The organism is Acinetobacter sp. BIGb0102 (genome assembly GCF_003815055.1).
Lineage (GTDB): Bacteria > Pseudomonadota > Gammaproteobacteria > Pseudomonadales > Moraxellaceae > Acinetobacter > Acinetobacter vivianii.
The window spans coordinates 18430-43645 of record NZ_RKQE01000016.1 but is presented as its reverse complement, the minus strand read 5'-3'; the positions used below and the strand labels follow the sequence as shown (position 1 = coordinate 43645).

Below are 25216 nucleotides of genomic sequence, written 5' to 3'. Positions count from 1 at the left end.
TTTTAATGAGAAATATTGCGGTACACCACTTTAATGAAAAGAAAAATAATTATCGGCCTGATGCTGACCTTGGTTATTGTTCTGATTGGTAATTTTATTATCTGGAATAACCCTTCAGTGCAGAAAGAGCTGCTAAGACAATATTTAGGCCGAATGATCGTCAGTAAGATTAATCATCATACAAACCCCACTGCGTCTAAATGGGGGATGCAGATTCGCGCAGTTAATCATTACCCGAAGATTATGGTAAGGATGAAACTCAGAAGTGATAAGGATAGTCAAAGTGTGAGTGCAGAACAGCTTAAACAACAAAGTTGTGCTTTTCTGAAAAACTTTCAAACACTGAAGCAAAGTGGCAGAAGCAAAATCTATGGTCTTTTAATTGAAGATCGATTCTCATTTCAAATCGAAGTTTTTAACGAATCAGGCCAGAAAATACAAAGCGCAAGTCAAATTCTGGCTGAATGTCCAAACTTTCCTTATGCCTAAGCTTGTAATAGTGAAATAGATGTCAGTACTTATTCAAAAGCACTGACATCACCAACACCGCGACGCACGATTTCAGGATTTTCTCCTGATAAATCTACAATACTGGTGGTTGATAAAGTCCCAAAACCACTATCAATAAACACGTCAATCCGTTTACCGAGCTGATTTTCAATATCGTATGGATCATCTAGGGGATCTTTTTGATCGGGCAAAATTAAAGTACTGGTTAGCAACGGTTCACCGAGTTCTTTTAATAAAGCTTGCGCAACAGGATTACTAGGAATACGCAGGCCAATGGTTTTTTTCTTCGGATGCATTAAACGTTTTGGTACTTCGCTGGTCGCGGGCAAAATAAATGTCGTGACTGCAGGGGTATTATTTTTTAATAAACGATACATGGCATTATCGACTTTGGCATAAGTGGCAATATCAGAGAGGTCACAGCACATAATTGCATATTGATGCTTTGGCCCCAGACCACGAATTTGCGCAATACGTTCCATCGCATTTTTATTTCCGATCTGACAACCAATTGCATAGGCTGCATCTGTCGGATAAATCACCACATCCCCAGCACGAATACGTTCCACTGCTTGTGTGATTAAGCGTGCCTGTGGATTTTCGGGATGAATATGTAAATGCAACATCTTTGAACTCCCTGATCTATATGGCTAAATTTAGTATGAAGTGGGTTGCGGTCAAGTTGCAAGCATTAGATGTGACAATTTTGTCCTTTAATCAAGGTCTTCACGTTTAAATTCATCGAGTTGTAACGGTTGGCCATGACGGGTACACAGACAGATGTAATGAATGAAATGCGCAGCATCGCGTGGTAACTTGGCTTCACCTGAAAAATAATTTTGTAGCTGGGCAAAAACATGATCTTTGAATCGCTGGCCATTACCGCCATCGCCCGTCAAGTTATCTAAAGAGACACGGAATTTCCGACCAAAAGCTTTTGCAAACAGCCATTCAATTGCTTGTGGCTTGATTTCAACCTGTTCAAAAAGTGCCTGCTGCTCAGCAGTTCGACCATCTGGCGCGTACCAATATCCCAGATCCGGGAGTAGGCGCCGCTGTGCACCCGAAATGCTCCAGTGACTAATTTCATGTAGCGCACTATTAAAGAAACCATGGGCAAATTGGATTCTTGCAGGCTGTCCATTTTCCGCTGGGAAATATTCTGGTTCAAAATCACCTTTAACTAGTGTGACATTATGGTGGGAAAACCAGTGATTAAAGTGTAAAATAAGCCAATCGACCTGTTCTGGTTCTGATGTTAACTTTTGCCAAGATGAGCGTTGCACTTGATCTGGCGTTAATGCAGGAGCAGAGGTTGAATGGGTGCTTACAAGTAATGAAGTTGTTACTTCAAGTTGCGGCTGCAACAGGTGCATTGCTTAATTTACCCCGAGTTCTGTCTAAAGAAGTGCAAAATTGTATCTTAATCTTTGACAGAGTACCGATGAATTTGTAGAATTGCCGCCTTAATTATGTCAGCAAATACCTTTCCGGCACAGATTGAGCCGTTTAAATGGGCTGAACAGGGCTTTACATGGTCAGGCACACTGCCATTGTCTCGCTTTGCTCGTATCGCTCGTGAAGCTGTTGGATCAATTAATGATCGATTGATCAACATAGACTGTAAGCTATCAATGGATGCATATCATCGCATTGTATGGCTAGATGGACGTATTGAAACGAAAGTTCCAATGGAATGCCAGCGTTGTCTGGATACTGTTGAAACTGAACTTGTTTCAGATTTTCATTTAGCTTTGATCGATGATGAGTCACTGATAGAGCGCTTGGATGAGGATGCTGATTTCATCGTTTTAGGTGAAAGCGAGTCTTCGAAAAAAGGTGATTTTGATACACCTGCTTCGATTGATTTGCTCGCACTACTAGAAGATGAACTGTTATTGTTGATGCCTTTATCTCCCAAGCATGATGTTTGTGAGCATAAACATCGACCTGCCATTCAGGACGTTGTCGAAGAGAAACGGGATAACCCGTTTGATGTTTTGGCAAGTTTGAAGGGTAAACTTAACTCATAATTTGTGATATAATGTTGAGTTAAGACAACTGAATTTGTTTCTGATCCATTTTTTCGATCTTTGTAAGGAGCCATCATGGCCGTTCAGCAAAACCGTAAAAGTCGCTCTCGCCGTGACATGCGCCGTTCACATGACGCTTTAACCGAGAATGCATTATCTGTAGACCAAACTACTGGTGAAACTCATCGTCGTCACCACGTGACTAAAGACGGTATTTACCGTGGTCGTCAATTATTCGCTAAAGCAGCTGATGCTGAATAATTGAACCATATGCATTAAGCGTTAGCTTAAAGTATAGAAAAAATGGGAGCGAAAGCTCCCTTTTTTGTTGTTTTTCGCAATTAAAAAACGATTTAATCAATGGTAAATTGCCGCATCGGAAAAGAGTCTGTTGTCATTCTCATGTAGAATCATGAGTGTTGATGAAATTGGCGATAGACCATTTTAAGGATTTTTATATGTCGACTAAGCGACTTGAGCAGGCTGCTCAAGCAACAAAAACAGCATTTGTTTTTCCTGGTCAGGGTTCACAAAAAGCAGGTATGTTGGCTGAACTTGCAGAGCAATTTAGTGTCGTTCAAGATACATTTGCAGAAGCCTCAGCAGCAATCGGTTTTGACCTTTGGCATATTGCCCAGAGCGGTGAAGGTTTAGACCAGACTGAAAATACCCAACCTGTGTTATTAACTGCAAGCATTGCCTTATGGCGTGTGTGGTTAGAACTAGGTGGAATTGTGCCAAAGTACCTTGCTGGGCACTCTTTAGGGGAATACAGTGCGCTTGTTGCGGCAGAGGCCATGACTTTAGCTGATGCGGTTAAACTGGTACATTTACGCGGTAAATTAATGCAGAGCGCTGTTCCTCAAGGTGAAGGCGCAATGGCGGCAATTCTTGGCTTGGCAGATGACAAAGTGGTTGAACTTTGTGAAAAAGTATCTGCTGCGGGCCAAGGTTCTGTTGAAGCTGCAAATTACAATGCACAAGGTCAAGTTGTTATCGCTGGTAGCGCTGCATTGGTTCAGCAAGTGATGGCTGAAGCAAAAGAGCAGTCTGGTAAAGCGATTGCATTGCCAGTTTCAGTGCCTTCACATTGCACATTGATGAAGCCAGCAGCAGAAAAGTTTGCTGAAGCTTTGGAACAAACTGCCATTGAGCTACCATGCCTTCCTGTAATACAAAATGTCAACGCGGAAATCGCGACAGATGTTGCTCAGTTACGTCAGGCATTAACAGCTCAATTGTACCAGTCGGTTCAATGGACACGTACCATGCAATATCTGCAAGATCAGGGTATTCAGTACATGGTTGAATGTGGACCAGGTACGGTATTGAGTAATCTTGCAAAGCGATTACCGAACATAGAAAAAGCATTTGCCATTGATAGCAAAGCACGTATGGAAGATGCCCTAAACGCAGTGTTAGTGGCAGAAGGAAAAATTGCATGACACAACAACGAAAAGTTGCGTTAGTGACAGGAGCAAGCCGTGGTATTGGCGCTGCAATTGCACAGCAACTCATTCAAGACGGTTTTTTTGTGGTTGGTACCGCAACTTCTGAATCAGGCGCGCAAAAGCTGACAGAAAGCTTTGCTGAACATGGCGCAGGTGCTGTACTTGACGTGCGTGATGGCGCTGCGATTGATGCACTGGTTTCAGATATCGAACAAAAATATGGTTCGGTGCTGGTATTGGTTAACAATGCAGGCATTACCAAAGATAACTTGCTGCTTCGTATGTCTGAAGATGACTGGGATGACATTCTCAATATTCATCTGAAAGCCGTATACCGCTTATCTAAGCGTGTATTGAAAGGCATGACCAAAGCACGTTTTGGCCGCATTATTAATATTAGTTCAGTGGTTGCACATTTTGCCAACCCTGGACAAGCGAACTACTCGGCAGCAAAAGCAGGGATTGAAGCATTCAGTCGTAGCTTGGCTAAAGAAATGGGTAGCCGTCAGATTACAGTGAACAGTGTTGCACCTGGTTTCATTGCCACTGAAATGACTGATCAGTTAAGCGAAGAGATTCGTAAAAAAATGACTGATCAAGTAGCTTTAAATCGTTTAGGTGAACCTCAAGATATTGCTGATGCAGTGAGTTTCCTTGCCAGCGATAAGGCTAGTTACATTACTGGTACAGTTTTACACGTAAATGGTGGTCTATACATGGCCTAACTGGCGATGTATAAACTTTTAAAAATTTTTATATTCAATTAAACTAGTGGCAAATTAAAACGCCACAAGCAATGAGGAGAATTCCTGTGAGCGATATCGAACAACGCATCAAACAAGCTGTAGCTGAACAATTAGGTATGCGTGCTGAAGAGATTAAAAACGAAGCATCTTTCATGGATGACTTAGGTGCTGACTCTTTAGATTTGGTTGAACTTGTAATGTCTTTCGAAAACGATTTCGACATCACGATTCCAGATGAAGATTCAAATGAAATCACAACTGTTCAATCTGCAATCGATTACGTAACTAAGAAACTTGGTTAATCATTTTGCATGATGAAAAAAGCCACCGTCAGGTGGCTTTTTTTATGTGTCCTGAAATGAAAAGAGAATAAATATTTCTTGGTTTTAGTGGATATACATATATTTACAAGACCGCCTTAAATTGAAACTTGAGTCACTTTTTTTTTCGGTATAACTAAAGTAAGTCTATTTTGACGATTTGAGATTAATAATTACAGAGGTAATAACAATGGGTCTTTTTGATTTTGTTAAAGGTATCGGTAAGAAAAATACAGCACCAGCAGAGCCACAAGCTGCGCCAGCAACACCAGCTGAACCATCAGCTCAAGAGATTGCAAATAAATTATTAGGTTTGATTAAAAGTTTAGGTCTTGGGGTTGAAGGCTTATCTGTAACGTATAACGGCACGACGGATACTGCAACGATTAAAGGGCAGGTAAAAAGTCAGGCAGATAAAGAAAAGATTGTATTGGCAGTTGGTAATATTGATCATGTAGCACAAGTGGATGATCAGATGACTGTAGAAGCGCCTGAGCCAGAAAGTAAATTCTATACAGTGAAATCAGGTGACAACCTGTCCAAGATTTCAAAAGAATATTATGGCGATCCAAACCAGTACAACAAGATCTTTGAGGCGAATCGTCCATTACTTAAAAATGCAGATGACATCTTCCCGGGACAAGTTTTACGTATTCCACAATAATCTGTGAATATAAAAAAGGCGCTTGATGCGCCTTTTTTAATAAAAATTTTTTGAAAAATTGAAAGATTTCTGGAGCGCTTAAAAGCGTTTTGGAATCTTTTGCCCATTGGGTACAGGTGTTTCTGCATGTTTGAGCACGCCAAATAACCATGTTTCTGCATGCTGAACGGCAATTTTTAATGAATCACCGAGTGCTAGACGACCTGCAATGAAGCTTGCCAAAGAGCAACCTGAACCATGATATTGACCTTCCAGACGTGGACAACGGCTTTCGGCAATCATTTTACTCTCGGCATAGAGGACATTACGAATGTGATCTGGCGTGTCTTCATGACCGCCTTTGACTAAAATGGCTTTGGCACCCATTTCGAATAGCTTTTTTGTTGCTTGTTCAATATCCTCAATTCCTGTTAAAGCTCTCAACTCAACCGTATTAGGTGTGATTACCGTTGCTAAAGGGATTAACTCGACAAAGGCTTTTACCAGTGTGGCTTGATCGCCAAGTGAGCCACCACTATTGGCCACTAGCACAGGATCAAGCACATATAAATAATCGGGATGAGCGCGTAAGAATTCAGCCAGTGCAGCAATATTATCGGTTGTGCCCAACATGCCAGACTTTACACATTTAATTGGTAAATCACCGACCACGGCGTTGGCTTGTGCGAGCAACAATTCTTTAGAGGTTGCTTCAAAGCCAAATACTTGCTGCGAGTTTTGAATGGTTAAAGCAGTACATGCAATCGCTGCATGCGCACCACTTTGTCCAATTGCTTCAATATCTGCCTGTAAGCCAGCACCGCCAGATGGATCTAAACCTGAAAAACAAAGCACGGTCGGACGCACTGCAATTTCCTTTTAGTCTTCAATATACGGTAGTATAGGGAAGTTTCGAGAAACTCTCGACTATGTTGTGTAAGGCTGCAAGAGATTGAACGAATGACGATCAAAAATATTCTAATCGATTTAGATGGGACGTTAACTGACCCTAAAACAGGAATTCATGGTTCAATTCGTTTTGCTTTGCAAAAGTTAGGTCAGCCTTTGACTGATGACGTGGATCTGGACTGGACGATTGGCCCGCCCTTAAAAGCTTCTTTGGCAAAACTGCTGAATACCCAAGATGATCAGCTGGCTGAGCAAGCATTACTGGCTTACCGTGAGCGTTTTTCAGTAACGGGTCTATTCGAAAATGAAGTTTATCCGTCAGTCGCAGAAACATTGCAGCAATTACAAGCGGAAGGCTATAGACTATTTCTTGCAACGGCTAAGCCTGTAGTCTTTGCCAAACAAATTTTGACTCATTTCAAACTAGATCAGTATTTTACAGCAATCTATGGCAGCGAGCTGACAGGTGAGCGTACCAATAAAGCAGATTTGATAGCCTATATTCTTGAGCAAGAACATTTAGATGCCCAGCAATGTATCATGGTCGGTGATCGCCAGTATGACATTGTTGGTGCGCGTGCTAATGGAATTGAAACCATTGCCGTTAATTATGGTTATGGTCGGGCAGATGAGTTAGCTCAGGCACAGCCGATAACGCAAATTTCTCAATTTAGCCAGTTAATTGCAACGGTGGCTGAACTGAATGCAGAGCGAAAAGTCTCTTAAAAACCATGCAATAAAAAAGCCTCGATCATTCGAGGCTTTTTTATCATATCTCATCAGACATTATGTTTTAAACGGTATTGAACCAGTTCTTCAATGCTAATCACGGTCAAGCCATGTGTTTGAGCATACGCTAACACTTGAATACCAGATGCCATAGAACCATCAGGATTGGTCAACTCGCACAAGACACCAGAAGGTTTTAAACCTGCCAGACGCGCCAGATCAATCGTACCTTCGGTATGACCACGACGGGTCAGAACACCACCTTCACGTGCGCGTAGCGGGAAAACATGGCCTGGGCGGCTCAGGTCGCTGGCAACAGCACCATCTTTAGTTGCAGCTAAAACTGTCGTCACACGATCTTTTGCAGATACACCTGTCGTTACGCCTTGAGCAGCTTCAATGGTCACGGTAAACGCAGTTTTAAACTGGCTTGAGTTATCAACTACCATTGGTGGAAGTTCTAAATGATCTGCCAGTGTTTCGGTCAAACATAAGCATACAATGCCTGAACCATCACGAATCATTTGTGCCATGGTTTCGACTGTTAAGGTCTCAGCGGCAATAATAAGGTCAGCTTCATTTTCACGATCAAAATCATCCATGACCAAAACAGGCTTGCCTTGGCGGATATCTTCTAAAGCTTGTTGAATACGTTGTTCAGCAGGAGAAAGGGCTGAAAAGAAAAGTTCGGGTTGGATTAAACTGGACATAATGAAACGCTCTCGTAAATAGGATACGGTTGAACATTTCAGGACTGATGTAAAAATAAGCGTGCACAAAAACAACCCAAAAGAGTGTTTCGGTGGTTTCGTCTTCTTTCATCCGGACTATACCGTCGGCTTTGGTATCTCACCAAATCTGCGAGTATATAAAAATATATACAGGCTCGTGGGCTGGTCAGGTCACTTTATGGTCATGCCTGACTTACCACCGGTGGGGAATTTCACCCCGCCCTGAAGCGATGTCCTTCGATTATAGCCAGATTTTTAAGTGAAAAGGGAACTTTTTATAGAATGTATCGTTCTATAAAAATGAAGAAAATTGCTGAGACGTAGCACGATTTTTCTCATGATCTGTGAAACTGGCAATCCATTTGAATTGGGCATACACTGAAAAGATAAAACAACAATAATGTGGAGTAAGCGCGATATGGAAAAGGCGGATAAAACTGAATTAGAACAATTGGCACAACAATTACATCGACCTGTTATGAGTCTAAAAGCATTTTCACAATTGTCTCAACAGGATTTGGCTTGGCTCAATCAGCAATTACGGCAAACCATAGAAAATGAAGATCAGAAAATGAATCAACGGCTGTATCAAATCCCATTTTTTCTACGCTGGTTATTTAAGCCTAAATCATGATGGAGCAATGTCATGACACGACTCGCTGTGCAGGCCGAAATCATTAAACTTGCCCGAATCCTAAATGTGCCAGAGCAACAATTGGCCTTTATGCAGGTTCTTGCCCCTGAAAATCTCAGGCAATTTCGTTTTGCGATATTGGAGTTATTGCAAAGCCAGCAAAAAAGCCGTTTTCGTCATTTAGCGACATGGGTGAACTGGTTACCACGCTGGGTCAGTATTTTCTGGGTGAAGCATTTTTTAGAGCCTTTTATTGTGGCGCAAATTGCAGTATATCTCTCCACTGAAAGCTCATACCGTATTGCCAAGCATTTACCCGCAAAAACAATTGCAGCAATTGCGGTGTATCTAGATCCACGCTTGGCGAGAGAGCTACTGAGTTACCTGACGACTCATCAGATTACTGATATTACTCAAGTTCTGCTCGAACAACGGGATTTTGTCACCATAGGGCGTTTTGTCAGTATGTTATCTGACGCGGTTTTACAGGATGTGGCACAGATCGTAGAGAATGAAAGTGATCTATTGGAAATCGCTTTTTATATTGAATCAAGGGAACAGATTGATCATTTGGTGCATGTCTTGCCCCGAGAGAGAATTGAAAAGGCTCTACTGATTATTGGTGATCCCGCACAGCGTTTATTGTGGCCCAAAGTATTGGCCTTGATGAGCTACATCAGTTATGGACTCAAGCAGGAGCTAGGTGATTTAGCTGTTCAGCAAGGTGAGTCTGTGATCAATGCCATTATTCAGGCCACTCAGGAAGACCAGTTATGGGAAGATATGTTGCCTGTGGTGGCATGTTTATCTGCACATGCACAAGATTTTGTTGCCAATCTGCCAGCCTTAAGACGTGTTGAAATTATCCAAAGCATTGTGGAGGCAGCTGACCGCTGTGATTTATGGGCGGATATGCTGGTGATTGTCAATTATATGCAAAATGAGGCAAGGGAAGCGGTCGCATTGGCAATTGCACAAATTGATGAGCAGGTATTACATCATATTGCTTATGCGTCATTATTGCGTTCACAGTGGGAAGTGACTTTCGATATTATGCGTCGTATGCCGATCGATAAACAGCGACAATGTCATCGTATTTTGGATGGCTATATGCAGCAATTAGATCCGGAAACGTATCACTATTTAGATACTTTACTAGATCGTTACCAGATTCAGTCCTCTGTTGCTGGGTCGTAAAGCTTTAATCAAGAATAGGGAAGTGTTTCTCGAATTGGTACTAACATTTCTAGCGCATGGTCATAACCACGTTCAACCAGTTCATCAAGTTTATGCCAGTCGAACATGCCAATGCCAGCAATTGGCATACGCACATGCAAATTTGCCCGCTCAATCGCTGCGGTTTGAATCATGGTATCGCTGGCTAAAGTTGCCGTGCGCATCAGGATTTCTGCCAGTTTGGGGGCATGTAGTAGCTTATCTTTAATAATTTTATTCCAGTTGAGTAGCGCACTTTGATCGGGTTCTTCCAGACCAATACCCGGCACTCGAATATCATCATGCAAACTGACATTACTGGCAATGATGGTACCTCTTTCCAGATTTTGCATCACATCGGTGGGGAGGTTGTTGATCACACCTCCATCACAGAGCAGGTTTTCATGCCAAGCCACAGGTGGCGCAACGCCGGGTACACTCATACTGGTTCCGACCCAAGTCGCAAGTTCACCTTGATCATGAATCACTGCTTGACCTGTGGTGAGATTGGTGGAAATGCAGTAATAGGTTTGTCGGAGTTCCTCAATTCGCCGATGCCCAAAAATGGCATGTAAGCGACTATGGAAACGTTGGCCTCGAATCAATGAGACGCGTGGCATGGTGTAATCATTGAGATAGTTACGTGCCACAAACGTTTCATAAGCAATATGGGTCATTTCAACACTATCAAATCCACAAGCCACAAGGGCAGCAACAAAGGCGCCCATGCTGGTACCACCAACAATATCAATCGGAATGTGTAATTGTTCCAGCGCACGAATCAGACCGATATGGGCAAAACCCCGTGCGCCACCACCACCCAGCACTAAACCGACGCCTTGACTGGAAATCTGACGGGCAACCGCACAGATATCAGCTTGCGCCCAAGGATGAATAAAATAATGGGCGCGGGCATGATAGAGCTGTTTCCAGATCAGGGTATGTGGGGAAGGATCACCTTCAGAACGGAGTAGTACTAACTCGATAGGGCTTTGCCAGTCATGTTGATTTAACACCTCAACTAATTTGGTATGGGTTGGGGTTTGATTGGCTTCTGCTAGTATTAAAATACGATCTGCCTGATGTAAGCAGCGTTTAGACCATTCATCTTCATTGCTATCAGCGGCATATAGTACATAGCAGTGTTTTTCTTCCAGACTGGCTAACCATTGGCGCAGCTGAAGATCATCCACACCATAGTCGAGCGGGGTTTGACTAAATCCTGCTCCAAATAAGGCATCGACATGCGCGGCTGTGACTAGACGGACTTGTGGCCAGCGTTGTAGATGTTCCGTTAGCTTTTCTGCAAGGTGAGTGGCTGGAATTTGTGAAGAAACAGGGATGACGGAAAGGGTACGACTATGTCCCATGGCATGAGTGAGTTGCTGATCAGGTTGGGATCGATGAATAATCAAACGAGATAGGGCAAATAATACTTTAGGGTGCTGATTAATAAACTCAATGAATTGCTGTTGCGGAATGCCGACCAGTGCAGTATCACGCACTGCATTGGTTGTACCATGATGAGGCTGGTTAGAAATAACACCTGTTTCACCCACAATTTCATTTCGCCCATAATAGGTCAGTAGACCCTCAGGTGTGGTGAATTTTATACGTCCATAAGCAATCACATAAACATGATCAGCCAGATCATTGACACAGTAAAGCTGCTGTCCTGTTTGTAAATAACGAATATGACAATGCGTTGTTAAGGAGGTTAAGGCATTGTGATCGAGTTCATTAAACAGTGCTGTTTTATTCAGGATGTTAAGAATATCCATATTATTCAAATTATCGTTATTGTCTATTTATTGAATAAGGCCTAGCACGGTTTTACAAGTGGGGTTGCGTAAAACATGAGCTGATTTTTAAGTGTTTTTGTATGTAGGCCATATTTGTTGAGCCAATAAAAAAGCCATGGCAAGGCATGGCTTTTTAGGAATCTGTTTTATTGCTTATGCAATTTGCACAGGAATACAGTTTGCTGTGTGATTCACTGTGTTGTCTGGGTTTGCATAAACGAGGCGTGGTTTATGAAGATTTGCTTCAACTTCAGTGAAGTCACCGAAAGTTGCAATAATCACTAAATCACCGACATCAGCTTGATGTGCTGCGCCACCATTCACTGAAATGATGCCTGAATCGTCTTCACCGCGAATTGCGTAAGTGGTGAAACGTTTGCCATTAGTGACGTTCCATACGTGGATTTCTTCGTATTCACGAATCCCTGCTAAGTCCATTAATACGCCATCAATTGCACAAGAACCTTCATAATGAAGCTCTGCATGAGTCACAACTGCACGGTGAATTTTACATTTTAATAAACGAGATAGCATGGCTAGCGTCTCCTGAGTAAGACCTAAGATCAATATCTTATGGTTGACTTGTCACGTTTTCCGCGGGCTATAGGCGGTTTGATGCGCATTTTGCGCTTAAAAATGCAATATGGCAAGCGTGATTGATCAACAATTCAGTTTAAGCGGATTTGTAAGCGTTAATTTGATTCATTGCCTGTGAAACTTGTCCATCAACAAGCATTTTCACTTTTGATAGGGCATGATCAATTGCTGCATCCATTAAAGCTTGTTCACTGCTAGGAGCTTTGCCGAGCACATGACCAGAAACACGTTCTTTGGAACCAGGATGTCCAATTCCAATGCGTAAGCGATGGAAATTAGCACCAATATGAGGAACGATATCACGGAGACCATTATGTCCGCCGTGTCCGCCACCCGTCTTTAAACGGATTACGCCAGGATCCATATCCAGCTCATCATGGGCAATTAAAATTGCTTCTGGTGCAACCTGATAAAATTTGGCGAAAGGGGCAACACTTTGACCAGAACGGTTCATAAAAGTGGTAGGAAGTAATAAACGAACGTCATGACCTTCAATTTGACCACGACCGCTGTATCCATGAAATTTTGGATCAGCTTTTAGGGAAATGCCATAACGGTCTGCAAGCTGTTCAACGAACCAGAAACCTGCATTATGGCGGGTTTGGGTATATTCCTTTCCAGGATTACCCAAACCAACAATTAGCGAAATATTTGACACTAATTTACGCCTTTAACACTTATGCGCGTTTGAAGTCAGCGTGCATAGGAGTGTTTTTAGCTGGGTGACGTTGTAACGCTTGGATTTTAACGTTTTCAACTTTGTCACCGATTTTAATTTCGATAACTTCTTCGAAGAAAGCGTTGTTTTCTAAAGCTTTAGTGATTTCACGAAGCTCTAAAGTGATTGTTACAGGCTCAGCGCTACCACCATAGATGATTGCTGGAATTTGTGCTGCGTGACGAAGGCGGCGGCTCGCACCTTTCCCTTGTAGTGCAGCTTCACGTGCTTGAGCGTTTAATACGAAGTTTGCCATGGGCATATCCTCATTGGAGTTTAAGTAACTAAACTTGCGACCAGTTTAGTGATAGAAAAACCCTAGCGAGCTAGGGTTTAAGAAAAAAGCTGGGCTATTATAGATAACTATCGAACATTGCGCTAATAGATTCTTCGTTATTGATACGACGAATTGTTTCAGCAACCATGCTAGCAACAGAAACTTGGCGAATTTTGCCTAAGCTTAATGCTTCATCTGAAAGAGGAATGGTGTCAGTAACAACCAATTCATCAATGACAGAGTTACGAAGGTTATCAATGGCTTTGCCAGATAAAACAGGGTGAGTAGCATAAGCAACAACACGGCGAGCACCAAACTGTTTCAGTGCATCGGCAGCTTTGCAAAGCGTACCTGCTGTATCTACCATGTCATCAACGATGACACAGTCACGATCTTTTACATCACCAATCAAATGCATCACTTGTGATTCATTTGCTTTTTGGCGACGTTTATCGATGATTGCTAAATCGATATCACCCATTTGTTTAGCAACAGCACGGGCACGAACAACACCACCAACGTCAGGTGAAACCACAACGAGATTGTGATGTTGTTGTTGACGTAAGTCAGCAAGTAATGCTGGCGTACCGTAAATGTTGTCAACCGGGATATCGAAGAAGCCCTGAATTTGGTCTGCGTGTAAGTCAATCATTACCACACGGTCAATACCAACAGTTGTAAGCATGTCTGCAACAACTTTCGCAGTAATTGGTACACGGGCAGAACGCGGACGACGGTCCTGACGTGCATAACCGAAGTAAGGAATCACTGCAGTGATACGACCAGCACTTGCACGACGCAAAGCATCAGCCATTACCAGGATTTCCATTAGGTTATCATTGGTAGGGGCACAAGTAGATTGAACGATAAAAACGTCTTTACCACGAACATTTTCAGTAATTTCAACTGAAATTTCCCCATCAGAGAACTTGCTTACAGAAGCAGCACCGAGTGGGATATGTAAATGGCTTACGACTTTTTGGGCGAACTGTGGATGAGCACTTCCACTAAAAACGACAAGATTGGGCATGAAGCACCTGAGCGAGGGTTAAGCGAAGCTATGCTTCGACCGAGCGCAAGGGAAAAATTTTTAATTTTTCCAACGGGTAATTTGGAAACAATCTATTATATGGCAGGGGCGGCTGGATTCGAACCAACGGATGCCGAGATCAAAACCCGGTGCCTTACCACTTGGCGACGCCCCTAATGCGGCAGAACTTTAATCGTTTTATATGACAATGTCAATATATTTGAGCAAATATCGATACAAAACAAGTCTGTCTAAAGATATGGCAGGGGCGGCTGGATTCGAACCAACGGATGCCGAGATCAAAACCCGGTGCCTTACCACTTGGCGACGCCCCTAAATTTGATGATATGTAATGGCAGGGGCGGCTGGATTCGAACCAACGGATGCCGAGATCAAAACCCGGTGCCTTACCACTTGGCGACGCCCCTATTACATATACATCTACAGGTGAAAATTGGCAGGGGCGGCTGGATTCGAACCAACGGATGCCGAGATCAAAACCCGGTGCCTTACCACTTGGCGACGCCCCTAACGTGCAACTGAGAAATGTCTTAACGGAGACTCTGCTAAACTATTGACCAAGTAAGATTTACAAGGCGAGTTTTGCAAAATTTGCGCTGTATCCATTTCACTAGTTACTTCAATAAAAACACAAGCACCTGTACCTGTAAGCTTTGCTAGACCAAACTGATCTAAATATTGCATTGCTTCATCTACTTCGGGATACAACTGTCGAGCCAGAGGTTCAAAGTTATTTCCAAAATTAGAAGGTTCTATCTGATAGGCGCAAAATTTAGTGATCTTAGAGTCTCTTGTCAATGTTTTTTGCGAAAAAAGCTGTTGAGTGCTGATAAAACAGTCAGGTTTCAGGATTATGAATTTTTTTTGAGCTAAGTCTATGAATGATAAATGTTCACCGATCCCTTCTGCCCATGCATTACGACCAAAAACAAAGATCGGGACATCTGCACCCAGTTGCACGCCATAGTCGGCAAGTTGCTGTTCAGTTAAGTCACATTGCCAGAGCTGATTCAGTACAATCAGGGTCGTTGCAGCATTGGATGAACCGCCACCCAGCCCAGCACCCATCGGAATATTTTTCTCAATCCGAATATTCAGTCCACATGGTTTTTTTGCATGTGGACGTAAGAGCTGTGCGGCGCGATAGATTAAATTTTGTTCGAGCTGTACTTCTGCCAGACCTTCAATCTGAATATTTTCTTCTACATGCGGTTCAAAAGTCATCCAGTCGTATAAATCAATCAACTGAAAAATAGTCTGTAATTCATGGTAACCATTTTCACGACGACCTGTGATGTGCAGAAATAAATTCAACTTGGCTGGGGAAGGCACTCTAATCATAAAAATAATCTAAAAAATTATCGGTTTTGAATCACCATTGTAATACGGTTTTCTTTGCCTTCTGCAAGTGCTTGCTTCAACAAAAGCTTGTTCGGAAGCGTTTGAGCATCGTTATAACTAAAATCTACCGTCCAGCCATCTTCAATCAATTGTTTAAGACGATTTTGCTCATCTTTATTCACTTGAGCATTCTGAGTTGCTGGTTTCGCTTGAATCCAGTAAGCAAGATGCATAATCGGTGCTTGCCAACCTGTTGCTTTTTCAAGTAATTCTTCTGGTGTTGCGGCCGTAATCAAGCCCGTTTTAGCACTATTTAAAGTGACTTGCCCTGGTTTGCCTTCAATCTGGGTTTTCCCCACGCCGAGAATACCGGTTAATTCAATATCAAATTGATCTTGTTGTTGTACCCACGTGAAAAATGCGCTGCCGGACTGTTGTGGTGTGCGCACACCAATCTTGCCTTGCAGGTTAAAATTATTTTCATCTTGTACTTGTGGCGAAGTCATCACTTTATTCGGCTGGCTCAAACTCTGACAACCCGTTAAAAATAAAATGCTACTGCTACACACGGCAAAGCATAATTTTGAAAACACGCGCATGGATTTAACTCTTTTTTACAGTGATGGGTAAGATTAAGCTATCAAGCTGTTGTAATTGTGGGGCATTGGCATGTTTTTGTTTCAATTGCTGTAACACCTCGCTAAATTGCGTGAGTGCACCTTGCATATACAATGCTTTGGCATAGCGAACACCAATATTTACATTTTGACTCAGTGAATAAGCCTGACCTAAAACTTTGGCAGCAGTATCAAAGTCATTTTGTAAGAAGGCGATATAGCCCAGTGTATCGAGGATTGATGCCTGTTCAGGTGCAAAGTCCAGCGCCAGCTCTGCGTATTTACGTGCTTCTTTAAGGCGACGGTTTTGCAAGGCCAACGTATAGGCATACGCATTCAGATAGGTTGGGCTATTAGGTTCAAGAATGAGCAACTGCTTCAAGGTTTTGTCGAGTTTGTCTCGATCTGTATATGGATCGAGTAACAGCACTTCAGCATAAATTAGTTCAGGATCATCGGGTAAATTCTTGATGGCTTCATCCAGCAAAGCCAAAGCAGCCTTTTTATTATCCATTTTCTTTAAAATATCGGCCTGTGCCTGATACAGGAAACTGGCATGTTGAGGATAGTTAACACGTTCCTGCGTCAGGAAGCGTAAGGCATCATTGAGTTGGTCCTGTTTCTCAAAAATTGCAATCATATTACGTCGGGAGACGATATAAAGGCTGCCATCTACCAGACGATAATAAGCCTTTGCCGTTTCATAATGCTGTTTGCGCTGAGCATTGATTGCCAGATAGTAATAGGCTTCATTTTGATATTTGGCAGATGAACGCAGCTCTACCAGATATTGCTCGGCTTTTTCATATTGCTTCAAGTCAATACTGGTTAAACCGGCAATAAACAGGGCTTCTTCCGCTTTGGGATGATCTTTAATGATATCTTCAAGTTTGTCTAAAGCTTGCTGCTGCTGATTGATCTGAATGTAATAGCGTGCTTCTGCCAGACGAATATCAATATTGTTTTTATTTTTTCGACTTGCCTTGGCAAACCATTTTTGTGTTTCTTCATCATCTTGCAAAGCCATGAGCAGATTGGCTTTCATTAAAATGAAACTGGTGGTTTTTGAGCGTTTTCGTAAGGCCCGATTAATATTTTTGAGCGCTTGCTCGTACAAGCCATCCTGTGCTTCTAAACCTGCAATCAAGGCCAGAATAGAAGGGTTATTACGTTCTTCGCTAGCACGCAGGGCATTTAAGAGGACTTCGCGGTCTTGTGCCTGTTCGGGGGCAATCCCGGCTAAAATTTCTTCCAGATCAGCTGTGGGATCAATATTTAAAATTTTATCTAGTGTTTTTGCTGCAAGCTCGTACTCATGTGTTTTAAGTGCGATATGCGATAAATAAAATAGCGCGGGTACATCTTTGGGTTCTTGCTCAACCCAATGCGTTGCGATGTCTAAGGCAGACTGTAAGTCATTATATTCTAAGGCAACATCTAAGGCGCGCTGCTTGATTGTGGTTGAATTACTACGAATCGCAAGCACAGTATAATTGTGTAGAGCGGTTGCAATATCATCATAAGCAAGAGAAAATTCAGCAACCATGCTCTGTTGTAAAGCATTTTCAAAGCTGTTCTCTGCATACATGTCGTGTATTGCTTGTGCAGAGACATAAGAGCTCATGCTACCTAACAACAAGATTGTGGTAGAATACCGTCTAATCGTCTTGCCGCTAAAAAGGGTACGGCGATATAGCTGACGCAATTTTTATTGATCCAAAGTAATGCTTTTTATGACACCGATGTTGCACAATAACATAAATTTAGCGAAATGATGATCTGATATGTCTTTCTTTGCATTGGGTGTCAACCATCAAACAGCTTCTGTTGAACTTCGTGAACAAATTGCTTTCAATGCAGAGCGATTAGCTGCGCTATTGCTTGAACAAAACCAGAAGTCATCCTTGAATGACCTCGTGGTAGTGTCGACTTGCAACCGTACCGAAGTGTATGCCATGACAGAAGATGCGGATAGCGTCCTGAACTGGCTGGCCCAAGTGAATAATATTGATGTAAAACAGTTAATTCATCATGTTTATCGTTACGAGAATGCTCAGGCTGTTACACATTTGATGCGTGTTGCCAGTGGTTTAGACTCGTTGATGCTGGGCGAACCCCAGATTTTAGGGCAGGTGAAAAGTGCTCTGGCGCTGTCAAAAGATGCCGAAACAGTTTCACCTGAGCTAAATAGTGTCTTTGAATATGCTTTTTATGCAGCCAAGCGGGTTCGTTCCGAAACTTCTGTCGGAAGTCATGCCGTTTCAATGGGTTATGCGGTTGCTCAGTTGGCCTTGCAAGTGTTTAGTCGTCCAGAAAAATTGACTGTGATGGTTGTGGCTGCGGGTGAAATGAATAGTTTAGTCGCTAAACACCTTGCGGAAATGGGGGTAGCGAAGATTCTGATCTGTAACCGTAGCCGCGAACGTGCAGATATTCTGGCACAGGAAATTGCCCATCAGGTCGATGTTGAAATTATTCCTTTTACTGAACTTGCACAGAATTTGCATAGAGCAGACGTCATCTCAAGTTGTACAGGTAGTTTGCATCAAGTGATTGAATATTCAGACGTCAAAACGGCATTGAAAAAACGCCGCTATCAACAGATGCTCATGGTCGATCTGGCCGTGCCACGTGATATTGACCCGAAAGTTGAATCACTGGATAACGTGTATTTGTATGGCGTTGATGATTTGCAAAGTGTGATTGATGAAAATCTGGCACAACGTCGTCAAGCTGCGGTTGAAGCCGAGATTATGGTCAATCAATTGGCAACCCAATTGATGACCCAGCAAAAAGTCAAAGAGGCGAGTGGTACGATTCAGGCCTATCGCCAGCATAGCGAAGAAGTAAGCCAAAAAGAGCTGGCTCATGCGATGGAATCATTACAGCATGGTCATGCCGCAGAGCAGGTGTTACAAGAGTTCGCGCATCGTTTAACACAAAAGTTAATGCATCCGACTTCAATCTTGTTACGAGAAGCTGCTAAAGCAGAAAATCCTGATTATTTCGAATGGCTACAGCAGCATTTACAAGACGTGTTCGAGCACGAACGTAAACCGAGACAGTAAGTTTGCGGTGCTAAGATAGCAATCGCAAACTAATCTGTTTGGTGAGTTCATTCAATTGCTGGCGTAAATTGCGTGATTCGATCAAAGAAATGGGTGATTTAAGCTTTAATCGCAGATATTTTTCTTGTAATCCCAATGCGTATTCTTTGGCAAGTTTATCTGCAATTTCAGGTGCCTGAGTTAATGACTGAATATTGGTGCGTTGCATAATATCAGCCAGCTCATGACTATAACTACTACATGCACCCAGCACATAATAGGTCGCCAGTTCCTGATCATCAGGCAATTCATCAAAGACAATATTCAATACGGCTAAAATTTTTGCCAACAGTTCATCTTGATCAATCACCGCACGCAGTTCTTCAAAATGAATGTATAAGAAGGGGTGGTGCATCAAAATCGCTACTGCGAAATCTTCATCTTTGGTCTGAATGTTAAAAGATAATGAGGCATCATGGCTGACTTGGGGGGTAAAACGTTTCCCTAACCCTAGCTTTTCACGGAAAGATTGACTCAACAAATAACGGAATGAACCATGTTTAGGCAATAATTCAGTCAATTCACGCAGTTCACCCATCACCAGACTTTTGCCTTCAGGTGTGCTGACATCATGCTGTCCAGTTAAATGGGCAAACACGAAGTCGGATAACAGGGGCGCTTGCTGGAGTAGTTTTTGGAAATTTTCCAGACCTTCACGGCGGATCAGTGAGTCAGGATCATGCTCATTGGGCAAAACAAAGAATTTTAATTCACGACCATCATTGAGTAGTGGTAGTGCGATTTCCAAGGTACGTCGCGCGGCCTTTTGCCCTGCGGCATCACCATCAAAGGCAATGGTAATTCTAGAGTTTTGTTTGAATAGCGTGGTTAAGTGATCCGCATTACTGGCTGTTCCAAGTGTTGCGACGGCGCCATTGATGCCGTATTGCTGTAGCGCAATCACGTCCATATAGCCTTCCACCATTAACCAGTCATTGGCTTTCAGTTTACGGCCTTCGTATAGACCGTAAAGCAACTGGTTTTTATGGAACACTTCAGAGTCAGGCGAGTTAATGTATTTGGGTTTAATCTCGTCATTGAGCGCACGACCACCAAAACCGACCACACGGCCTTTATGATCGCGAATCGGAAAAATAACCCGTTCACGTAATAAGTCAAAATCCCGACCACTGTCGCTCGATCGAATCAGGCCGAGCTGTTTTAAGCCTTCAATATCTTGTGGAAAAGCTTTTTCAAGATGCTGCCAGTCTTCTGGTGCATAACCTAAACGCCAGAATTGAATGGTTTGTGCCGAGAGGCCACGTTGTCTGAAATAGTGTTGAGCTTTTTGACTATTTGGTAACTGGCGTTCATAAAACTGTGCCACATTTTCCAGCAGATCATAAAGATTACCTTCCTGTACCTGTTCATCCATGTTGAATGATGGATCAAACTGGGCAAAAGGATCATCCATTACACGATCCATATCGACAAAATGTCCATCGATAAATTCATCGACTACAGGTGGTGTGACTGGATTTTCTTGTACTGGTTTTACTGGCTGTGGTGTAGCGGCTTGTTGTGGACTACGTTTATAAGAGAGTTTTTTATTGTCGTGATTATCTTTGGGGAGGTCGACACCTGTCTTATTGGACAGCTCTTTCATTACATCAACAAAGTTACGACCGTCGATATCCATCAGGAAGCGGATGGCATTACCATTGGCCTGACAGCCGAAGCAGTGATAGTACTGCTTGTCACGATAGACGTGGAAAGAAGGCGATTTTTCCTGATGAAATGGACAACAGCCAGAGTAGGTACGCCCCGTCTTTTTTAACTTCACACGTTGACCGATCAAATCGACAATGTCGGTTCGATCTAGAATTTGATCAATCGTATGCTGTGGAATTGCCATGTGCGTTTAACCATTTCAGACAGGGAGTAAAACATTGTTGCAGCGCAAAAATGTCAGGAATCATTGTTGCATAAAATAAAAAACAGGCAAGTGAGACTTGCCTGTTTGGTGTATCAGATGATTGCAAATTAGTTTGCAGCATCATCCTCAGCTGTTGTTTTTGCTTCTGGCTTATCTAATAGACCAAAGCTTAAACGATTTTTCCAGCTTGGCTTTTCTGCACTTGCTGGCGCTTCTGGAGTAGCTACAGGTTCTGGCGCAGTAGATTGTTCAGTCGCTGGTTTGCCCAGTAAACCAAAACTTAAGCGATTGGTTAAACTGCGTTGTTCAGATTCACCATTTGCTTCATCTTTGACTTCTACAGTTTGAGACTCACGTCCTAATAAACCTAAAGTCGCACGATTGACCCAGCTACCTTCTTTACGTGCAGCACGTAAATTAACTTCACCATTTGATTTAACTAAATTTGGATAGTTCAGCTTTAGAATTTCAACGTATTGTTGAGAAGTCGCCTGATCACCAAGTTTTTGATAGCTATATGCCAAAGTTGCTAAAGCTTCAGGTGTTTGCGGGGTTTGTGGATAATGTTCAATCACCCATTGTGCGCGTTCAGCCGCAGCCAGCCATGCTTTGCGTTCAATATTGAAACGTGCTGCATTCATTTCACTTTCAGCAAGTTCCTGACCAATAAATTTCATGCGTTGTGCGGCATCAACTGAATATTGGCTACTTGGGAAACGACGGATCAGGTCGACAAAGTTTTGATAAGCCACTTTGACATAGCTGACATCACGGTGTGATTGCTGGAGTGAAGTGTAGCGAATCAAGCTGTCGTAATTCATTTCCATGTTGGCTACACCACGAACGTAGTAAGCATAATCAACATTTGGATGTTGAGGATTTAAACGAATAAAACGCTCTGCAAGCGCAATCGTACCTTCATAATCTTTTTGTTTGAATTTCGCGTAGAGAAGCTCAAGCTGTGCCTGTTGAGTATATTGACCCGTTGGATAGTAGGTATCTAACGCTTCAAGTGATTTAACCGCATCGGTATATTGATTACGCTCAAGTGATTTTTGCGCTTTTTCGAAATAAACTTGTTCACTTGATTGTGGTCCTTTATCAACCACTTCTTTCTTACTTGGATTGCTGCTACAGCCCACAAATGCAGACGCTACACCTAAAGATAGTGCAAGCACCGTAATTTTATAACGTGGTAGCGACATAAAAACTCCTCTGTTATTCTGGGCAATGAGCTACAATGGTGCTATTAAACCATTTTTGTACCGATCATCAAATGACTTCAGCACAATCTTCCAATTCAAACATCTCTGAAACAGATTTCTTACTCGAAGATTCTGTCGATGCAGATAATCATAATTCTGACTCAACTGCAACACGTTTATCGTTGCAAATTCAACTCGATGAAAACTATTTAGGGCAACGTATTGATCAGGTTGCCGCATTGGTGTGGAGCGAGTTTTCACGGGAAAAACTCAAGCAATGGATGAAAGATGGTCATCTGTTGGTAAATGGTAACATTGTTAAGCCAAAGTACCGCTGTGAGGGAAATGAGCTACTCACGCTTGAAGTTGAACTTGAAGCACAGACTTCAAGCCAACCTGAAAATATTCCTTTAAATATTGTCTATGAAGATGACGATATCATCGTGATCAATAAAGAAGTGGGCATGGTGGTGCATCCAGGTGCAGGGAATCCGACAGGTACCTTGGTCAATGCACTGCTTTATCATGAGCCAAAACTTGCCGAACTTTCTCGTGCTGGTCTGGTACATCGTATTGATAAAGACACCAGTGGCTTACTGGTGGTTGCTAAAAATCTGGAAGCGCAATTTTCACTCAGCAAGCAACTGGCAAAGAAGTCGGTTTACCGCGTTTATGATCTGGTTGCGTATGGCAATATTATTGCGGGTGGCACCATTGATGAGCCGATCAAACGCCATCCAGTGGATCGTGTCAAAATGGCGATCTTACCGGGCGGTCGTGATGCCGTGACACATTATAATGTGAAAGAGCGCTTCCGTGACTTTACTCGTGTACAGGCACAGCTTGAAACAGGGCGTACCCACCAGATCCGTGTCCATTTCAGCTATTTGGGACATGGTTTGGTTGGTGATCCAGTGTATGTCAATCGTGTGCGTTTCCCCGCAGGTGCTTCAGCGAAATTAACAGATATGTTACGTAGCTTTAAGCGTCAGGCTTTACATGCAGCCAAACTTGGGTTGGTGCATCCGCGTACAGGCGAAGAAATGATGTTTGAAGCGCCGTGGCCAGAAGACTTTACTCAATTGGTTGAAGTGCTTCGCAGTGAAAATGAAGCCTATTAAGTAAAGCGCTACCTCCCTCTAAGTCTCCCTTCTTCAAGGAGAGAGACTGTCGTGAATTTAATGCGTTACAGTACTTAAAGCTCCCTCTTCTTTTAGGAGAGGTTGAGGGTGGGAAATATAGCTCAGGAGATATTTATGGAATTTGTACAAGGTCTGCCGAAAGGTGTTTTTGTTGGGCAAACCCGCATTGCACATCCAGAAACAGTCGCAACGCCGAATCAAAGCCTGTCTGGGTTTAATTTGGCTTTGCATGTCAATGATGATGCACAGCGCGTCCAGCAACATCGTATGATCTTGCTGAATCAATTGTCTGCATTCGGTGTGGATAAAATCACATGGATGACGCAAACCCACAGCACCATTTGTCATACCGTGAATGAACAAGTTCCATTCGTTGCTCTTGAAGGCGATGGTCTGGTCACACAACGTGCAGGCCATGCCTTAATGATGATGACTGCCGATTGTCTCCCTGTGGTATTGGGAAATGCCGAAGGTACAGAAGTTGCCAATCTACACGCAGGCTGGCGCGGATTAGCCGCAGGGATCGTGGAAAATACGGTTGCAGAAATGAAATCCCAACCAACTTGGGCATGGTTGGGGGCAGCCATTAGCCAGCCTTGTTTTGAGGTTGGGGCAGAGGTCAAAGCGGCTTTCTGTGAGAAATATCCTGAGCTAGAATTTGCATTTATTGCAGGTCAGGCTGAGGGTAAATATCAGGCAGATCTCTATGCCATTGCACGTTTTATTTTAGAGCGTTTAGGCGTGGAAACTATTATTGGTGGCGATCAATGCTCGTATCAGCAAGCTGAGGATTATTTTTCTCATCGCCGTGATGCCAAAACGGGTCGCATGGCAAGCTTTGTATTTATGCAATAAATTGCCGTCATTGTATTGTCGATTGGCCTTGTCGCATTTAAAAATGTTAAACTTGATCTAATTCATTGGTTTTTTAAATTTCCCATGTCTGTTATTGAGCAAATTACTCCCCAAGTTAAAGTTTGTGTGGTTTATCACAGTCCTTATGGGCATACAGCCAAAGTTGCGCAATACATTGCTCAAGGGGCAGAACAGGCGGGTGCTGAAGTGCATCTGTTGTCTGTGGCTGCACCTCAATGGGACTTGCTTGATCAGGCAGATGTGATTGTTATGGGTTGCCCAACTTATATGGGAAGCCTCACCTCTGCCTTGAAACAGTTTATGGAAGATTCGTCTAAACGCTGGTTGGCACGTACATGGCAAGGCAAACTGGCTGCTGGTTTTACCAATGGCGGTGGACTCAGTGGTGATAAGCTGGCTGTGTTGCAGCAGATTAATTTATTTGCAATGCAGCATGGCATGTTATGGGCGGGTTTACCGTTTATGCCGACTGGACGTGGTCAATCCGATATTAACCGCATGTCGAGTTTTTTAGGACTAATGACGCAATCTGACAATGCCAGTGTTGAAGTGACACCACCCGAAGGTGATCTGGAAACAGCACGCAAGTTTGGGAAATATTTAGCCGAATTGAAAAAATAAAAAATATTTTGTGAGACATTGTTTGTCGCATAAGGGTGCTATTCTCATTTCAATCGTATGATTAA

At 42.8% G+C, this 25216-nt stretch carries 28 protein-coding genes, 4 tRNA genes and 1 riboswitch; of the genes, 14 read left to right on the top strand and 18 right to left on the bottom strand.

All coding sequences use genetic code 11. The annotated features are described in order from the left end of the window. Positions 1 to 15 precede the first annotated feature (15 nt). Positions 16 to 489 carry a hypothetical protein gene (locus EC846_RS18360; protein WP_228200688.1) on the top strand — a complete coding sequence of 158 codons (474 nt, stop codon included), beginning with the start codon at positions 16 to 18 and terminating at the stop codon, positions 487 to 489. Between the two features lie 29 nt (positions 490 to 518). On the opposite strand, the gene EC846_RS15870 is transcribed toward EC846_RS18360, so the two are convergent. Beyond that, the gene (locus EC846_RS15870) at positions 519 to 1136 is read right to left on the bottom strand and encodes an L-threonylcarbamoyladenylate synthase (RefSeq protein ID WP_004770885.1); all 618 of its coding nucleotides are present in this window, start codon (positions 1134 to 1136) and stop codon (positions 519 to 521) included. Between the two features lie 87 nt (positions 1137 to 1223). Beyond that, positions 1224 to 1886 (bottom strand): elongation factor P hydroxylase, encoded by a 663-nt coding sequence (locus EC846_RS15865; RefSeq protein WP_123775729.1) that lies wholly within the window; start codon positions 1884 to 1886, stop codon positions 1224 to 1226. A 96-nt stretch (positions 1887 to 1982) separates the two neighbouring features. Here EC846_RS15865 and EC846_RS15860 point away from each other — a divergent pair, with 96 nt between their 5' ends. The 6 genes from EC846_RS15860 to lysM all read left to right on the top strand — a co-directional run bounded on the left by EC846_RS15860 (position 1983) and on the right by lysM (position 5724). Beyond that, positions 1983 to 2543 (top strand): YceD family protein, encoded by a 561-nt coding sequence (locus tag EC846_RS15860; protein WP_004770887.1) that lies wholly within the window; start codon positions 1983 to 1985, stop codon positions 2541 to 2543. A gap of 75 nt (positions 2544 to 2618) precedes the next feature. After that, the gene (rpmF, locus tag EC846_RS15855; RefSeq protein WP_004638135.1) at positions 2619 to 2804 is read left to right on the top strand and encodes a 50S ribosomal protein L32; all 186 of its coding nucleotides are present in this window, start codon (positions 2619 to 2621) and stop codon (positions 2802 to 2804) included. Between the two features lie 197 nt (positions 2805 to 3001). Further along, positions 3002 to 3988 (top strand): ACP S-malonyltransferase, encoded by a 987-nt coding sequence (gene fabD / locus EC846_RS15850; RefSeq protein ID WP_004770889.1) that lies wholly within the window; start codon positions 3002 to 3004, stop codon positions 3986 to 3988. Further along, positions 3985 to 4719, top strand: coding sequence for a 3-oxoacyl-ACP reductase FabG (gene fabG / locus EC846_RS15845; protein ID WP_004770890.1), 735 nt, complete (start codon positions 3985 to 3987; stop codon positions 4717 to 4719). Before fabD ends, fabG begins: the two co-directional genes overlap by 4 nt. Before the next feature lie 86 nt (positions 4720 to 4805). Further along, positions 4806 to 5042, top strand: coding sequence for an acyl carrier protein (gene acpP, locus EC846_RS15840; protein WP_004655272.1), 237 nt, complete (start codon positions 4806 to 4808; stop codon positions 5040 to 5042). Positions 5043 to 5250: 208 nt separating this feature from the next. Further along, the gene (gene lysM / locus EC846_RS15835) at positions 5251 to 5724 is read left to right on the top strand and encodes a peptidoglycan-binding protein LysM (protein ID WP_004770891.1); all 474 of its coding nucleotides are present in this window, start codon (positions 5251 to 5253) and stop codon (positions 5722 to 5724) included. Between the two features lie 78 nt (positions 5725 to 5802). On the opposite strand, the gene EC846_RS15830 is transcribed toward lysM, so the two are convergent. Further along, positions 5803 to 6570 (bottom strand): hydroxymethylpyrimidine/phosphomethylpyrimidine kinase, encoded by a 768-nt coding sequence (locus tag EC846_RS15830; RefSeq protein ID WP_123775728.1) that lies wholly within the window; start codon positions 6568 to 6570, stop codon positions 5803 to 5805. A gap of 93 nt (positions 6571 to 6663) precedes the next feature. Here EC846_RS15830 and EC846_RS15825 point away from each other — a divergent pair, with 93 nt between their 5' ends. After that, entirely contained in the window at positions 6664 to 7338 is a 675-nt protein-coding gene (locus EC846_RS15825) for an HAD-IA family hydrolase (protein ID WP_123775727.1), read from the top strand. A 53-nt stretch (positions 7339 to 7391) separates the two neighbouring features. Here the strand turns inward: EC846_RS15825 and ribB are convergent, their stop codons facing one another. Next, entirely contained in the window at positions 7392 to 8051 is a 660-nt protein-coding gene (gene ribB / locus EC846_RS15820) for a 3,4-dihydroxy-2-butanone-4-phosphate synthase (RefSeq protein WP_123775726.1), read from the bottom strand. A 96-nt stretch (positions 8052 to 8147) separates the two neighbouring features. Beyond that, positions 8148 to 8305, bottom strand: a riboswitch (FMN riboswitch). A gap of 185 nt (positions 8306 to 8490) precedes the next feature. Between ribB and EC846_RS15815 the strand changes: the two genes are divergently transcribed. Continuing rightward, complete coding sequence (locus EC846_RS15815) at positions 8491 to 8706, top strand: hypothetical protein (protein WP_069577287.1); 216 nt, start codon at positions 8491 to 8493, stop codon at positions 8704 to 8706. A gap of 12 nt (positions 8707 to 8718) precedes the next feature. Further along, positions 8719 to 9903: a hypothetical protein gene (locus EC846_RS15810; RefSeq protein ID WP_123775725.1), complete on the top strand. Its 1185-nt coding sequence runs from the start codon at positions 8719 to 8721 to the stop codon at positions 9901 to 9903. Positions 9904 to 9911: 8 nt separating this feature from the next. Here the strand turns inward: EC846_RS15810 and EC846_RS15805 are convergent, their stop codons facing one another. From EC846_RS15805 to EC846_RS15750, 12 genes are all read right to left on the bottom strand, one after another. Continuing rightward, positions 9912 to 11702, bottom strand: coding sequence for a patatin-like phospholipase family protein (locus EC846_RS15805; protein WP_123775724.1), 1791 nt, complete (start codon positions 11700 to 11702; stop codon positions 9912 to 9914). 174 nt (positions 11703 to 11876) lie between these two features. Continuing rightward, on the bottom strand, positions 11877 to 12257 hold the full coding sequence (gene panD, locus EC846_RS15800) for an aspartate 1-decarboxylase (protein WP_004655255.1): 381 nt from the start codon (positions 12255 to 12257) through the stop codon (positions 11877 to 11879). A gap of 139 nt (positions 12258 to 12396) precedes the next feature. Then, the gene (gene pth, locus EC846_RS15795; RefSeq protein ID WP_062847603.1) at positions 12397 to 12978 is read right to left on the bottom strand and encodes an aminoacyl-tRNA hydrolase; all 582 of its coding nucleotides are present in this window, start codon (positions 12976 to 12978) and stop codon (positions 12397 to 12399) included. Positions 12979 to 12997: 19 nt separating this feature from the next. Next, entirely contained in the window at positions 12998 to 13294 is a 297-nt protein-coding gene (gene rplY, locus EC846_RS15790) for a 50S ribosomal protein L25 (RefSeq protein ID WP_004770904.1), read from the bottom strand. 97 nt (positions 13295 to 13391) lie between these two features. Continuing rightward, a complete protein-coding gene (locus tag EC846_RS15785) occupies positions 13392 to 14345 on the bottom strand; it encodes a ribose-phosphate pyrophosphokinase (protein ID WP_004770906.1) in 954 nt (317 codons plus the stop codon). Between the two features lie 100 nt (positions 14346 to 14445). Then, positions 14446 to 14520 (bottom strand) — tRNA-Gln (locus EC846_RS15780). Positions 14521 to 14605: 85 nt separating this feature from the next. Then, a tRNA-Gln gene (locus EC846_RS15775) sits at positions 14606 to 14680 on the bottom strand. Positions 14681 to 14698: 18 nt separating this feature from the next. Continuing rightward, a tRNA-Gln gene (locus EC846_RS15770) sits at positions 14699 to 14773 on the bottom strand. Positions 14774 to 14800: 27 nt separating this feature from the next. Beyond that, a tRNA-Gln gene (locus EC846_RS15765) sits at positions 14801 to 14875 on the bottom strand. Continuing rightward, positions 14874 to 15707 (bottom strand): 4-(cytidine 5'-diphospho)-2-C-methyl-D-erythritol kinase, encoded by an 834-nt coding sequence (ispE, locus tag EC846_RS15760; RefSeq protein ID WP_123775723.1) that lies wholly within the window; start codon positions 15705 to 15707, stop codon positions 14874 to 14876. The genes EC846_RS15765 and ispE overlap by 2 nt, the downstream gene beginning before the upstream one ends. 17 nt (positions 15708 to 15724) lie before the next feature. Next, a complete protein-coding gene (gene lolB, locus EC846_RS15755) occupies positions 15725 to 16306 on the bottom strand; it encodes a lipoprotein insertase outer membrane protein LolB (RefSeq protein ID WP_062847601.1) in 582 nt (193 codons plus the stop codon). A gap of 4 nt (positions 16307 to 16310) precedes the next feature. Further along, on the bottom strand, positions 16311 to 18029 hold the full coding sequence (locus EC846_RS15750; protein ID WP_004770910.1) for a tetratricopeptide repeat protein: 1719 nt from the start codon (positions 18027 to 18029) through the stop codon (positions 16311 to 16313). Positions 18030 to 18108: 79 nt separating this feature from the next. Between EC846_RS15750 and hemA the strand changes: the two genes are divergently transcribed. Beyond that, the gene (gene hemA / locus EC846_RS15745) at positions 18109 to 19392 is read left to right on the top strand and encodes a glutamyl-tRNA reductase (RefSeq protein WP_004770911.1); all 1284 of its coding nucleotides are present in this window, start codon (positions 18109 to 18111) and stop codon (positions 19390 to 19392) included. Positions 19393 to 19402: 10 nt separating this feature from the next. On the opposite strand, the gene EC846_RS15740 is transcribed toward hemA, so the two are convergent. Continuing rightward, complete coding sequence (locus EC846_RS15740; protein ID WP_123775722.1) at positions 19403 to 21286, bottom strand: DNA primase; 1884 nt, start codon at positions 21284 to 21286, stop codon at positions 19403 to 19405. 128 nt (positions 21287 to 21414) lie between these two features. Next, the gene (locus EC846_RS15735; protein ID WP_123775721.1) at positions 21415 to 22512 is read right to left on the bottom strand and encodes an outer membrane protein assembly factor BamD; all 1098 of its coding nucleotides are present in this window, start codon (positions 22510 to 22512) and stop codon (positions 21415 to 21417) included. Positions 22513 to 22583: 71 nt separating this feature from the next. Here EC846_RS15735 and rluD point away from each other — a divergent pair, with 71 nt between their 5' ends. The 3 genes from rluD (at position 22584) to EC846_RS15720 (ending at position 25151) form a co-directional block, all read left to right on the top strand. After that, positions 22584 to 23633, top strand: coding sequence for a 23S rRNA pseudouridine(1911/1915/1917) synthase RluD (gene rluD, locus EC846_RS15730; protein ID WP_032864011.1), 1050 nt, complete (start codon positions 22584 to 22586; stop codon positions 23631 to 23633). 135 nt (positions 23634 to 23768) lie between these two features. Further along, a complete protein-coding gene (gene pgeF / locus EC846_RS15725; protein ID WP_123775720.1) occupies positions 23769 to 24509 on the top strand; it encodes a peptidoglycan editing factor PgeF in 741 nt (246 codons plus the stop codon). A gap of 84 nt (positions 24510 to 24593) precedes the next feature. Then, positions 24594 to 25151, top strand: coding sequence for a flavodoxin family protein (locus tag EC846_RS15720; protein WP_123775719.1), 558 nt, complete (start codon positions 24594 to 24596; stop codon positions 25149 to 25151). Positions 25152 to 25216 lie beyond the last annotated feature (65 nt).

Excerpts from the sequence above, each read along its gene's own strand:
- EC846_RS15870 (WP_004770885.1), bottom strand. The coding sequence starts at position 1,136 with ATGTTGCATTTACATATTCATCCCGAAAATCCACAGGCACGCTTAATC.
- EC846_RS15865 (WP_123775729.1), bottom strand. The coding sequence starts at position 1,886 with ATGCACCTGTTGCAGCCGCAACTTGAAGTAACAACTTCATTACTTGTA.
- EC846_RS15860 (WP_004770887.1), top strand. The coding sequence starts at position 1,983 with ATGTCAGCAAATACCTTTCCGGCACAGATTGAGCCGTTTAAATGGGCT.
- rpmF (WP_004638135.1), top strand. The coding sequence starts at position 2,619 with ATGGCCGTTCAGCAAAACCGTAAAAGTCGCTCTCGCCGTGACATGCGC.
- fabD (WP_004770889.1), top strand. The coding sequence starts at position 3,002 with ATGTCGACTAAGCGACTTGAGCAGGCTGCTCAAGCAACAAAAACAGCA.
- fabG (WP_004770890.1), top strand. The coding sequence starts at position 3,985 with ATGACACAACAACGAAAAGTTGCGTTAGTGACAGGAGCAAGCCGTGGT.
- lysM (WP_004770891.1), top strand. The coding sequence starts at position 5,251 with ATGGGTCTTTTTGATTTTGTTAAAGGTATCGGTAAGAAAAATACAGCA.
- EC846_RS15825 (WP_123775727.1), top strand. The coding sequence starts at position 6,664 with ATGACGATCAAAAATATTCTAATCGATTTAGATGGGACGTTAACTGAC.
- ribB (WP_123775726.1), bottom strand. The coding sequence starts at position 8,051 with ATGTCCAGTTTAATCCAACCCGAACTTTTCTTTTCAGCCCTTTCTCCT.
- EC846_RS15815 (WP_069577287.1), top strand. The coding sequence starts at position 8,491 with ATGGAAAAGGCGGATAAAACTGAATTAGAACAATTGGCACAACAATTA.
- EC846_RS15810 (WP_123775725.1), top strand. The coding sequence starts at position 8,719 with ATGACACGACTCGCTGTGCAGGCCGAAATCATTAAACTTGCCCGAATC.
- EC846_RS15805 (WP_123775724.1), bottom strand. The coding sequence starts at position 11,702 with ATGGATATTCTTAACATCCTGAATAAAACAGCACTGTTTAATGAACTC.
- panD (WP_004655255.1), bottom strand. The coding sequence starts at position 12,257 with ATGCTATCTCGTTTATTAAAATGTAAAATTCACCGTGCAGTTGTGACT.
- rplY (WP_004770904.1), bottom strand. The coding sequence starts at position 13,294 with ATGGCAAACTTCGTATTAAACGCTCAAGCACGTGAAGCTGCACTACAA.
- EC846_RS15785 (WP_004770906.1), bottom strand. The coding sequence starts at position 14,345 with ATGCCCAATCTTGTCGTTTTTAGTGGAAGTGCTCATCCACAGTTCGCC.
- ispE (WP_123775723.1), bottom strand. The coding sequence starts at position 15,707 with ATGATTAGAGTGCCTTCCCCAGCCAAGTTGAATTTATTTCTGCACATC.
- lolB (WP_062847601.1), bottom strand. The coding sequence starts at position 16,306 with ATGCGCGTGTTTTCAAAATTATGCTTTGCCGTGTGTAGCAGTAGCATT.
- hemA (WP_004770911.1), top strand. The coding sequence starts at position 18,109 with ATGTCTTTCTTTGCATTGGGTGTCAACCATCAAACAGCTTCTGTTGAA.
- EC846_RS15740 (WP_123775722.1), bottom strand. The coding sequence starts at position 21,286 with ATGGCAATTCCACAGCATACGATTGATCAAATTCTAGATCGAACCGAC.
- EC846_RS15735 (WP_123775721.1), bottom strand. The coding sequence starts at position 22,512 with ATGTCGCTACCACGTTATAAAATTACGGTGCTTGCACTATCTTTAGGT.
- rluD (WP_032864011.1), top strand. The coding sequence starts at position 22,584 with ATGACTTCAGCACAATCTTCCAATTCAAACATCTCTGAAACAGATTTC.
- pgeF (WP_123775720.1), top strand. The coding sequence starts at position 23,769 with ATGGAATTTGTACAAGGTCTGCCGAAAGGTGTTTTTGTTGGGCAAACC.
- EC846_RS15720 (WP_123775719.1), top strand. The coding sequence starts at position 24,594 with ATGTCTGTTATTGAGCAAATTACTCCCCAAGTTAAAGTTTGTGTGGTT.